Origin of the sequence: Streptomyces durocortorensis (assembly GCF_016901035.1) — a bacterium.
In the GTDB taxonomy this organism is placed as follows: Bacteria; Actinomycetota; Actinomycetes; order Streptomycetales; family Streptomycetaceae; genus Streptomyces; species Streptomyces durocortorensis.
On the sequence record NZ_JAFEUF010000153.1, the window covers coordinates 1 to 7,658 of the forward strand.

The 7,658-nt window shown below is 72.3% G+C and carries 9 protein-coding genes and 1 pseudogene; 5 read left to right on the top strand and 5 right to left on the bottom strand.

All coding sequences use genetic code 11. The features are described from left to right. Positions 1-185: pseudogene (locus JS521_RS24385) on the top strand (aldehyde dehydrogenase (NADP(+))); the annotation flags it as partial. 37 nt (positions 186-222) lie between these two features. Further along, the gene (locus JS521_RS24390; RefSeq protein ID WP_205085099.1) at positions 223-834 is read left to right on the top strand and encodes a DUF1349 domain-containing protein; all 612 of its coding nucleotides are present in this window, start codon (positions 223-225) and stop codon (positions 832-834) included. A 31-nt stretch (positions 835-865) separates the two neighbouring features. Here the strand turns inward: JS521_RS24390 and JS521_RS24395 are convergent, their stop codons facing one another. Further along, complete coding sequence (locus JS521_RS24395) at positions 866-1,249, bottom strand: VOC family protein (RefSeq protein ID WP_205085083.1); 384 nt, start codon at positions 1,247-1,249, stop codon at positions 866-868. A 147-nt stretch (positions 1,250-1,396) separates the two neighbouring features. On the opposite strand from JS521_RS24395, the gene JS521_RS24400 reads away from it, so the two are divergent. Then, positions 1,397-2,113, top strand: coding sequence for a DsbA family oxidoreductase (locus tag JS521_RS24400; RefSeq protein ID WP_205085084.1), 717 nt, complete (start codon positions 1,397-1,399; stop codon positions 2,111-2,113). Positions 2,114-2,194: 81 nt separating this feature from the next. Next, on the top strand, positions 2,195-3,253 hold the full coding sequence (locus tag JS521_RS24405) for an aminotransferase class V-fold PLP-dependent enzyme (protein WP_205085085.1): 1,059 nt from the start codon (positions 2,195-2,197) through the stop codon (positions 3,251-3,253). A gap of 31 nt (positions 3,254-3,284) precedes the next feature. Here JS521_RS24405 and JS521_RS24410 read toward each other — a convergent pair whose 3' ends face one another. Further along, the gene (locus JS521_RS24410) at positions 3,285-3,791 is read right to left on the bottom strand and encodes a MarR family winged helix-turn-helix transcriptional regulator (RefSeq protein WP_205085086.1); all 507 of its coding nucleotides are present in this window, start codon (positions 3,789-3,791) and stop codon (positions 3,285-3,287) included. Between the two features lie 221 nt (positions 3,792-4,012). Here JS521_RS24410 and JS521_RS24415 point away from each other — a divergent pair, with 221 nt between their 5' ends. Continuing rightward, complete coding sequence (locus JS521_RS24415) at positions 4,013-5,083, top strand: alkene reductase (protein WP_205085087.1); 1,071 nt, start codon at positions 4,013-4,015, stop codon at positions 5,081-5,083. Here the strand turns inward: JS521_RS24415 and JS521_RS24420 are convergent. From JS521_RS24420 to JS521_RS24430, 3 genes are all read right to left on the bottom strand, one after another. Then, a complete protein-coding gene (locus JS521_RS24420; protein WP_205085088.1) occupies positions 5,059-6,093 on the bottom strand; it encodes a VOC family protein in 1,035 nt (344 codons plus the stop codon). The genes JS521_RS24415 and JS521_RS24420 overlap by 25 nt on opposite strands. Positions 6,094-6,215: 122 nt before the next feature. Further along, positions 6,216-7,109, bottom strand: coding sequence for an ectoine hydroxylase (gene thpD, locus JS521_RS24425; protein WP_205085089.1), 894 nt, complete (start codon positions 7,107-7,109; stop codon positions 6,216-6,218). Between the two features lie 3 nt (positions 7,110-7,112). Next, on the bottom strand, positions 7,113-7,511 hold the full coding sequence (locus JS521_RS24430) for an ectoine synthase (protein ID WP_205085090.1): 399 nt from the start codon (positions 7,509-7,511) through the stop codon (positions 7,113-7,115). Positions 7,512-7,658 lie beyond the last annotated feature (147 nt).

Genomic DNA, 7,658 nt, shown 5'->3' on the forward strand with positions numbered 1-7,658 from the left:
CCCAGCACCACGGCGGCCCCTACCCCGCCACCACGTCCACCTCCACCTCGGTCGGGGCCACCGCGATCGAACGCTGGCTGCGCCCGGTCACGTACCAGAACACCCCCGACGCGCTCCTCCCGCCCGAACTGCGCGAGGACAACCCGCTGGGCCTGCCCCGCCGGGTGGACGGACGCCGCGCATGAGCCCGAACCTGAACCTGATCGGACGCCGCGCATGAGCCTGCCCCTGCACCTGGACGCCCTCCCCTTCGCCCTGGACGGGGCGGGCCCCGACGGACGCTGGACCCACGCCGACGGCGTACTGACCGGCAGGGCCGGCCCCGGTCAGGACCTCTTCGTCCCCCCGTCCGGCGACTCCCTCGCCCCGGCCTCCGACGCCCCGCGCCTGCTCGGAGCAGTGGGGGAGGGCGACTTCCGGCTGCTGGCCCGGGTACGCCCCGGTCTGGTCTCGGCCGGTGACGCGGGCGCGCTGTACCTCCACGTCGGGGACCAGGAGTGGGCCAAGCTCTGCCTGGAGCACTCCGCGGACCTCCCGACCGTCTGCACCGTCGTCACCCGCGGCCACTCCGACGACGCCAACGCCTTCGTGGTGGAGGAGGGCGTCTGCTGGCTCCGCCTCAGCCGCACCGGCAACGCCTACGCCTTCCACGCCTCCGCCGACGGTGACAGCTGGACCTTCGTTCGTGTGTTCACCCTCGGTACGCCCGAGGAGCGGGCGGCCGCCCGTATCGGCTTCCTCGTCCAGTCGCCCACCGGGGACGGCTGCGGCGCGGTCTTCGACCGGATCGCGTTCCTGCCCGGGGGAGTGGCGAACCTGCGCGACGGGCGGTGAGGTGCGAGGGGCCGGGTGCGTGCGGAGAGCGTCAGGAAGCCGTCGCGGCCCGGTCGGACGCGCTGCGCAGTACGCAGAACTCGTTGCCCTCGGGATCGGCGAGCACCGCCCAGCCGGAGCCGTCCGGGTTCCGGAGGTCGGCGACGAGGGCGGCGCCGAGGCCCAGCAGCCGCTCCACCTCCTCCTCGCGCGAGGTCTGAGGGCGCAGACACAGATGGAGCCGGTTCTTGCCCTTCTTGGCCTCGGGCACCTGATGGAAATAGAGCATCGGGCCCTCCGCCATCATCACCTGCGTCTCCGCCATGCCCGGTTCGTCCTCCGGATGCAGCGGACGGCCGGTCACCTCGCTCCAGAACCGCGCCAGCTCATACGCGTTCACACAGTCGATCGCCACGTTCTGCACCACTGAGACCATGCGCGCGAGCTTTCCCGATTTCCGCTCCGGACGCCAGCGGGCCGCGGAGCGGGAATCACCTGGTCAGGTTTGGTGTTCGTACGGAGACGTGACGTACGGAGGGCCTCTCCGCACGCCCCCCCGTGAGCCTGGGAGAGAAGAAGAGTCATGCGCGTCGAGATCTGGAGCGACATCGCCTGTCCGTGGTGCTACATCGGCAAGGCCCGCTTCGAGAAGGGCCTCGCGGAGTTCGCCCACCGGGACGAGGTCGAGGTCGTGCACCGCTCCTTCGAGCTCGACCCCTCGCGGGTCAAGGGCGACACCGCGCTCGTGATCGACATGCTGGCCGAGAAGTACGGCCGCAGCCGCGAGGAGGCCGCCGCGATGGAGGCGAACGTCGCGGCCAACGCGCAGTCCGAGGGGCTCGGCTACCGCACCGAGGGCCGTGACCACGGCAACACCTTCGACATCCACCGGCTGCTGCACCTGGCCAAGGCCCGGGGCCGCCAGGACGAACTGCTGACCCTCGCCTACCGGGCGAACTTCGCCGAGGAGCGCTCCGTCTTCGACGACGAGGTGCTGATCGCCCTCGCCGAGGAGGCCGGGCTCGACGCCGACGAGGCCCGCGCGGTGCTCGCAGACCCCGAGGCGTACGCGGACGACGTCCGGACCGACGAGCGCGAGGCGGCCGAACTGGGCGCCAACGCCGTCCCGTTCTTCGTCCTCGACCGGCGGTACGGCATCTCCGGCGGCCAGCCCACCGAGGTCTTCGTCCAGGCGCTGGAGCAGGCCTGGAAGGACCGCCCCGCCACCGCGCTGACCACCGTCGGCGGGGACGCGGCGGCCTGCGACACGGACGGGGCCTGCGAAGTTCCGCGGGGCTGACCTCCTTCCATAAGTATCCCTTGGTGCGCCCCGTAACTCTTCGTTGTTGACTTTGAGTTAGGGGCGCTCCAGGGTGGACGCATGACGATCCTCGCGCCCATCCGAGCCGCAGCCGTCGAATTCGCGCCCGACGTCACCTACCTCAACACCTCCAGCTGGGGCTTGCTGCCCCGCCGGACGATCGCCGCCGTCAAGGCCCTGGCCGACGAGAACGCCGCCGGGCGCCGGGTGGGGGCGGGCAGCTTGGAGGCGGTGGAGGCCGCCCGGGGCGGGTTCGCCCGGCTCGTCGGCGTCCACCCGGACCGGGTCGCCACCGGCAGCTCCGTCACCGTCCACGTCGGCCTGATCGCCGCCTCGCTGCCGCCCGGCGCCGAAGTCCTCTGCCCCGAGGGCGAGTTCTCCTCCGTGGTCAGCCCGTTCGCGCTCCGCGGCGATCTGCGCGTGCGGTACGCGCCGCTCGCGGACCTCGCCGAGGCCGTACGCCCCTCGACCGCCCTGGTCGCCTTCTCCGCCGTGCAGTCGGCCGACGGCCGGGTCGCCGACCTCGCCGCCGTCCGCGCGGCCGCCGCGGCGCACGGGGCTCGGACCCTGCTGGACGCCACCCAGGCTGCGGGCTGGTTCCCGCTGGACGCCGGGGCGTACGACTACACCGTCACCGGCGGCTTCAAGTTCTTGCTCTGCCCGCGCGGTACGTCGTTCCTGACCGTCACCGAGGAGGCCGAGGCCACCCTGCCGCCCCTCTTCGCCGGCTGGGTCTCCGCCGGCGCCCCCTGGGCGAGCAATTACGGCCCGCTGGAGCGCCTCGCCCCGACCGCACGCGGCTTTGACGAGCCGCCCGCCTTCCTCTCGTACCACGGGGCCGAGCACTCCCTGGACCTGCTCGCGGAGGTCGGCGCCGAGGCCCTGTACGCCCACGCCACCGGGCTCGGGGCCCGGCTGCGGGCGGGGCTCGCCGAGCTCGGGCACGCGGCCGTCCCCGGGGAGTCGGCGATCGTCGCCGTGCCGGGGCTGGACGGCCGTCAGCCCGGCCTGGTGGAGGCCGGTATCGCCGTCTCCGCCCCGGCCGGGAATCTGCGGATCTCCTGCCACCTCTACAACACCGAGGCCGATGTGGACCGGGTGCTGAATTTCCTGGCCTGAGCCGTACGCAGGCGACTCGGGCGGACGCGTCTCAGCGCCGGTCGGGGCAGTCCTCGGCCTCCCGGCAGAGGTTCTCCTCGATCTTCGCCAGCAGCCGGACCAGCTCCGTGCGCTCGGCCGGCTCCAGACCCGCGAGCGTGTGCTCCTCCAGGCTGCCCCAGGCGGCCTCGACCGCGGTGTGCAGCGCGCAGCTCTCGTCCGTCGCCTCGACCAGCACGGCCCGCCGGTCGGCCGGGTCGGGGCGGCGGCGCACATGCCCGGTCTGCTCCAGCCGCTGGAGCATCTTCGTGACCGTGGACGGGTCCAGGTCCAGGGCCCTGATCAGCTCGGTCTGCCGGACCGCCCCCCGGTCCCACAGGTGCATCATCAGCAACTCCTGCCCCGGGTAGAGGTCCACGCCCCTGAGCGCCTTGCCCGCCGCGATCCGGTGCAGCCGGGCCACCCGGGAGACGGCGTGGCTCACGGGCCCGCTGAGCGCCGCCGTGGGCAGCGCGTCGGTACAGGCCTCTTCCGCGGGGGTGGCGTGGCCGGTGGTCATGGTGGGCTCCTGAGGTCCTCGGGGCTGCGAGCGGCGGCTTTCGGCAGTGGCTTTCAGTGGCTTCCGATGATGCCCGACTCCATGGCCGACTCCGCGTCCAGCTCCATGTCCGCTCCCTGCCCGGCGGTTGTCCACAACTTTACCTTGGTCGGCCAATCAATGGGTTACAGTTGCCGTCGGCACCGATACTTGGCCGACCACATACTTATCTGGGAGCCTCCATGACCACAGCGTTCGACCCGATCGACCTCTCCGGCACCCCGCTGGCCAACCGCATCGCCCTGGCCCCGATGACCCGCAGCCGGGCCGGCGCGGGAGGCACCGCCACCGAGCTCACCGCCACGTACTACGCCCAGCGCGCCTCGGCCGGCCTCGTGATCACCGAGGGCATCCAGCCGTCCGTCGTGGGGCAGGGCTACCCCTCCACGCCCGGCCTGCACAGCGCCGAGCAGGTCGCCTCCTGGCGTACGGTCACCGACGCGGTGCACGCCGCGGGCGGCCGGATCTTCGCCCAGATCATGCACGCGGGCCGCATCGGCCACCCGGTCCTGCTGCCGGACGGGCTCGTGCCCGTCAGCGCCTCCCCGGTCAAGGCCGAGGGGCAGGTCTACACCCACGCCGGACCGAAGGACTTCGTCGAGCCGCACGCGCTGACCGACGCCGAGGTCCGCGCGACCGTGGCCGATTTCGTCACCGCCTCCCGCAACGCGGTCGAGGCCGGATTCGACGGGGTCGAGCTGCACGGCGCCAACGGCTACCTCATCCACCAGTTCCTCGCCCCCAACACCAACCGGCGCACCGACGCGTGGGGCGGCTCCGACGAGGCCCGCACCCGGTTCGCCGTCGAGGTCGTCAAGGCCGTCGCCGCCGAGATCGGCCCGGAGCGCACCGCGCTGCGGATCTCGCCCGGCAACCCGTACAACGACATCGACGAGCCCGCGCCGGAGGCCACGTACACCGCGCTGGTCCAGCAGATCGAGCCGCTCGGCCTCGCCTACCTGCACGTCCTGGAGGCCGCCCCGATCCGCGAGCTGACCCTCGCCCTGCGCAAGGCCTTCTCCGGGGCCCTCGTCATCAACGTGCACACCGAGGGCCCCACCGGGCCCGGCGACCACACCGTGATCGACGACGGCATCGCCGACCTGATCTCCTACGGGGCGCTCTTCCTCGCCAACCCGGACCTGCCCGCCCGGCTGAGGGCGGGCGGCCCGTTCAACACCCCCGACCCGTCGACCTTCTTCGGCGGCGACGCCAAGGGCTACACCGACTACCCGGCGCTCGACGCCGTCTGATCCGCGGGAGGCCGCCCGTCCCACCGCCACGACGTGCGGCGCGGGTGGTCCGGCAACTCGGCGCGACCGGTGGCCCACAACAGGACGGTCCACCGGTCCCCGCCCGCCGGGGCGTCCGGGAAGAGCCGGGCCAGCACCCGGTCGCAGAGCGCGGCCGACGGCGCCCACGTGAGGCCCAGGCCCTCGGCCAGGTCATGGGTGTGGACCAGGGTCTCCACCACGCCCATCGCGGCGAAGCCCTCCGGGTCGGAGATCCCGTACCCGTGGTACGAGCGGACCCCGGGCGGCGTCGTCCGCGCCATCGAGGCCAGCAGCGCCCCGCTCGCCTCCAGTGTGGCCAGCAGTCCGGCGGGCCCGGCGGCACGGTCGGCGAAGACCGCGTTGTGCGGCCCGCCCTGCCGGTCGGGCGCCCACCGGTAGGGCACCTCGCCGTCCAGCGGGGGCGTACGCGGTCCCAACTGGACGGCGTACGCGAACAGATCGTCGCTGAGGTGCTCCACCGTCTCCCAGCAGGTCCACGTCAGGCTCCCCGCCGGCGTGTCCCAGCGGTCCGCCGGGGCCCCGGCCAGCACGTCCACCGCGAGCCGCACGGCACGCGTCACGTCGTCGGCGGTCACCGGCAGCCGGGTGCCGCTCAGCGCCGCCCGTTCGGCCGCGCCGCACTCCACACAGAACTCGTTGCCCTCGGGATCGGCGAGCGTCGCCCAACCCCGCCCGTTCGGCTTGCGGTGGTCGCCGACCAGGGTCGCCCCGAGCGCGAGCAGTCGTTCGACCTCCTCGTCGCGGGAGCGGTCCTGCGGCTGGATGTCCAGATGGACGCGGTTCTTGGTCCGTTTCTCCTCGTCCACCTGGACGAAGAGGATCGCCGCGCCGGGGGTCTCGACCAGGGCCTCCGGATCGCCGGGGAAGTCCTCGTCGGAGACGGGCGCACCGAGCACCCGGGACCAGAAGCCGGCGAGCCCGTAGGCGTCGGCGCAGTCGATCGTGATGTGGCGTACGTGGGAAGTCATGGCCGCCACCCTCCCCGCCGAACACGGCGCCGGTCCAGCGAGTTACGCGAAGGGCTACGCGTCAGGCCCGGGACGGCGTACCGTCCCGGGCCCCATGCGCCTGCTTCTCCCGCTGCCTTCCGCTACTTCACCGGGGTGAAGTCCCGCGCCCCGATGAAGTCGGGGCGGCGGATCGGAGCCGCGAAGGGCTCCTCGGCCGCGTTCTCCACGCTGTTGAAGACGATGAAGACGTTGCTGCGCGCGTACGGGGTGATGTTGTCGCCCGAACCGTGCATGGCGTTGCAGTCGAACCAGGTCGCCGAACCGGCCTTGCCCGTGAAGAGCCTGATGCCGTGGCGGTCGGCCATCTTCGTCAGCGCCTCGTCGGACGGGGTGCCGGCGTCCTGCATCTGGAGCGACTTCTTGTAGTTGTCCGTCGGCGTCTCGCCCGCACAGCCGAGGAACGTCTTGTGCGAACCGGGCATGATCATCAGCCCGCCGTTGGTGTCGAAGTTCTCCGTCAGCGCGATCGACACGGACACCGTCCGCATGTTCGGCAGGCCGTCCTCCGCGTGCCACGTCTCGAAGTCGGAGTGCCAGTAGAAGCCCGAGGCGCCGAAGCCCGGCTTCACGTTGATCCGGGACTGGTGGACGTACACGTCCGAGCCGAGGATCTGGCGGGCCCGGCCCACCACCCGCTCGTCGCGGACCAGCCCGGCGAAGACCTCACTGATCTTGTGGACCTCGAAGACGGACCGCACGTTCTGCGTCTGCTTCTCCACGATGGAGCGCTCGTCGGCACGGATCAGCGGGTCGGAGACCAGCCGGTCCAGCTCCGCCCGGTAGGCGGCGACCTCGTCCGGCGTGATCAGCTGTTCGATGCTGAGGAAGCCGTCGTGCTCGTAGCTCTGCAGGTCCTTGGCGGCGATCGGACCCGGTGCGCCCGGCGCGGACCAGATGACCGGGTCCTGGCGGGGAGTGGTCATCTCGGCGGCGCCGCGCGAGGGGTACAGATCGGCGCGTACTTCGGTGGTCATGGTTCAGCCCTCCTCGGTCAGCAGTGGGTAGACACCGTTCTCGTCATGGTCCTCCCGTCCGGTGACGGGGGGATTGAAGACGCACACGCAGCGGAAGTCGGTCTTGGGCCGCATGGTGTGCCGCTCGTGTCCGTCCAGCAGATACATCGTGCCGGGCGTGATCCAGTGCTTCTCGCCGGTCTCTTCGTTGGTGAGCTCGGCCTCGCCCTCGGTGCACAGCACCGCCTCGATGTGGTTCGCGTACCACATGGAGGTCTCCGTGCCCGCGTACAGCACGGTCTCGTGGAGCGAGAAGCCCACCTTCTCCTTGGCGAGCACGATGCGCTTGCTCTCCCAGGTGCCGGACGCGGCCTTCACATGCCGGTCGGTGTTCTCGATGTCACTGAACGATCGGACGATCACGGTGAGCGGTTGCCTTTCTCTTCTGTGCACGGGCCCCGGGGGGGGGGGGGGGGGGGGGGGGGGGGGGGGGGCAAGCACCCCCGCCGCGCGGCGGCGCGGCCGCCGACCCGGCGCCGCCGCCCGGGAGCCGCGGCGCCCGGGGCGGGT

Coding starts and splice junctions, on each gene's coding strand:
- JS521_RS24410 (WP_205085086.1), bottom strand. CDS start 3,791: ATGACCACCGGCCACGCCACCCCCGCGGAAGAGGCCTGTACCGACGCG.
- JS521_RS24395 (WP_205085083.1), bottom strand. CDS start 1,249: ATGGTCTCAGTGGTGCAGAACGTGGCGATCGACTGTGTGAACGCGTAT.
- JS521_RS24400 (WP_205085084.1), top strand. CDS start 1,397: ATGCGCGTCGAGATCTGGAGCGACATCGCCTGTCCGTGGTGCTACATC.
- thpD (WP_205085089.1), bottom strand. CDS start 7,109: ATGACCACCGAAGTACGCGCCGATCTGTACCCCTCGCGCGGCGCCGCC.
- JS521_RS24405 (WP_205085085.1), top strand. CDS start 2,195: ATGACGATCCTCGCGCCCATCCGAGCCGCAGCCGTCGAATTCGCGCCC.
- JS521_RS24415 (WP_205085087.1), top strand. CDS start 4,013: ATGACCACAGCGTTCGACCCGATCGACCTCTCCGGCACCCCGCTGGCC.
- JS521_RS24420 (WP_205085088.1), bottom strand. CDS start 6,093: ATGACTTCCCACGTACGCCACATCACGATCGACTGCGCCGACGCCTAC.